Origin of the sequence: Ruegeria sp. ANG-S4, from assembly GCF_000814005.1 — a bacterium.
Lineage (GTDB): Bacteria > Pseudomonadota > Alphaproteobacteria > Rhodobacterales > Rhodobacteraceae > Ruegeria.
Genome location: NZ_JWLK01000013.1, coordinates 1 through 2,500, shown reverse-complemented (window position 1 = coordinate 2,500; position 2,500 = coordinate 1). Strand labels below are relative to the sequence as shown.

The following is a 2,500-nucleotide window of genomic DNA, read 5'->3' as shown; positions in this document are numbered from 1 at the left end:
TGTGCCTAGGGGTGAAAGGCCAATCAAACTCGGAGATAGCTGGTTCTCTGCGAAATCTATTTAGGTAGAGCGTCATCCGAATACCCCGGGGGGTAGAGCACTGGATGGGTAATGGGGCCCCACAGGCTTACTGATCCTAACCAAACTCCGAATACCCGGGAGTACTAGATGGCAGACACACTGCGGATGCTAACGTCCGTAGTGGAGAGGGAAACAACCCTGACCTACGACTAAGGCCCCCAATTCATGGCTAAGTGGGAAAGCAGGTGGGACGACCAAAACAACCAGGAGGTTGGCTTAGAAGCAGCCATCCTTTAAAGATAGCGTAACAGCTCACTGGTCTAAATAAGTTGTCCTGCGGCGAAGATGTAACGGGGCTCAAGCCATGAGCCGAAGTCTAGGGATGCGTAAGCATCGGTAGCAGAGCGTAGTGTGACATAGAACTCATCCGTATTTGCATCCTTCTGTGAAATATCAGTGGGTGTAATGACGGATCGAGTTCTTTCGATGAAGCCGGGGCGTGAGCCATCCGGTGGAGAGATCACTAGTGAGAATGATGACATGAGTAGCGACAAAGAGTGTGAGAGACACTCTCGCCGAAAGTCCAAGGGTTCCTGCTTAAAGCTAATCTGAGCAGGGTAAGCCGGCCCCTAAGCCGAGGCCGAAAGGCGTAGGCGATGGGAACTAGGTTAATATTCCTAGGCCAGGAGGATGTGACGGATTGCAGGTGTAGTTCAACCTTATCGGATTGGTTGGGCTGCTGAGCAGTTCCTGGAAATAGCCCTCCATCAGACCGTACCCTAAACCGACACAGGTGGACTGGTAGAGCATACCAAGGCGCTTGAGAGAACGATGTTGAAGGAACTCGGCAAAATACCTCCGTAAGTTCGCGAGAAGGAGGCCCGGTTCCTAGGCAACTAGGGGCTGGGGGCACAAACCAGGGGGTGGCGACTGTTTATTAAAAACACAGGGCTCTGCGAAGTCGCAAGACGACGTATAGGGTCTGACGCCTGCCCGGTGCCTGAAGGTTAAAAGGAGAGGTGAGAGCCTTGAATTGAAGCCCAGGTAAACGGCGGCCGTAACTATAACGGTCCTAAGGTAGCGAAATTCCTTGTCGGGTAAGTTCCGACCTGCACGAATGGCGTAACGACTTCCCCGCTGTCTCCAACATCGACTCAGCGAAATTGAATTGCCTGTCAAGATGCAGGCTTCCCGCGGTTAGACGGAAAGACCCCGTGCACCTTTACTACAGCTTCGCACTGGCATCAGGATTGTGATGTGCAGGATAGGTGGTAGGCTTTGAAGCGGAAACGCAAGTATCCGTGGAGCCTCCCTTGAGATACCACCCTTCGCACTCTTGATGTCTAACCGCGGTCCGTTATCCGGATCCGGGACCCTGCGTGGCGGGTAGTTTGACTGGGGCGGTCGCCTCCTAAAGCGTAACGGAGGCGCGCGAAGGTTGGCTCAGAGCGGTCGGAAATCGCTCGTTGAGTGCAATGGCAGAAGCCAGCCTGACTGCAAGACTGACAAGTCGAGCAGAGTCGAAAGACGGCCATAGTGATCCGGTGGTCCCGAGTGGAAGGGCCATCGCTCAACGGATAAAAGGTACGCCGGGGATAACAGGCTGATACTGCCCAAGAGTCCATATCGACGGCAGTGTTTGGCACCTCGATGTCGGCTCATCTCATCCTGGGGCTGGAGCAGGTCCCAAGGGTACGGCTGTTCGCCGTTTAAAGAGGTACGTGAGCTGGGTTTAGAACGTCGTGAGACAGTTCGGTCCCTATCTGCCGTGGGTGTAGGAGACTTGAGAGGAGTTGCCCCTAGTACGAGAGGACCGGGGTGAACGATCCACTGGTGGACCAGTTGTCGTGCCAACGGCAGTGCTGGGTAGCTATGATCGGACAGGATAACCGCTGAAGGCATCTAAGCGGGAAGCCCCCCTCAAAACAAGGTCTCCCTGAGGGCCGTGGAAGACCACCACGTCAATAGGCCGGAGATGTAAGCGCAGTAATGCGTTCAGTTGACCGGTACTAATCGCCCGATAGGCTTGATTTGATCCAGTAATGGAAAGACAAGACCAAAGCATACACCGACCTTGAGTTGGACAACGTTGATCTGATTAACAACCGTGCAGGAACGCGCATCCGCTTCGCGAATACGCTGCCTCCTGCGCGTCGCGCTTTGCCAAAGGCAAAGACGCGACGTGGGCTTTTCCTCGGTTTGGTGGTCATAGCGCAAGTGAAACACCCGGTCCCATACCGAACCCGGAAGTTAAGCACTGCCGCGCCAATGGTACTTGGGCTTAAGCCCCGGGAGAGTAGGTCACCGCCAAACCTAGTAAAAGCCCATATCTCTCTAAAACGATCAGCAGAACACGACCCGGCCTCAAGCAGCGTAAGCGGTAGGCCACCAAAGTGGCGCGGGGTGGAGCAGTCCGGTAGCTCGTCAGGCTCATAACCTGAAGGTCAGAGGTTCAAATCCTCTCCCCGCAACCAAAATC

1 tRNA gene and 2 rRNA genes (1 of these 3 cut by a window edge) are annotated in these 2,500 nt (G+C 54.6%); all 3 read left to right on the top strand.

From position 1 onward, the window contains the following. Positions 1-2,055 (top strand): 23S ribosomal RNA (locus tag RA28_RS22045) (it extends 790 nt beyond the left edge of the window). Positions 2,056-2,219: 164 nt separating this feature from the next. After that, a 5S ribosomal RNA gene (gene rrf / locus RA28_RS22040) occupies positions 2,220-2,334 on the top strand. Positions 2,335-2,418: 84 nt separating this feature from the next. Next, positions 2,419-2,495 (top strand) — tRNA-Met (locus RA28_RS22035). Positions 2,496-2,500: the final 5 nt, after the last annotated feature.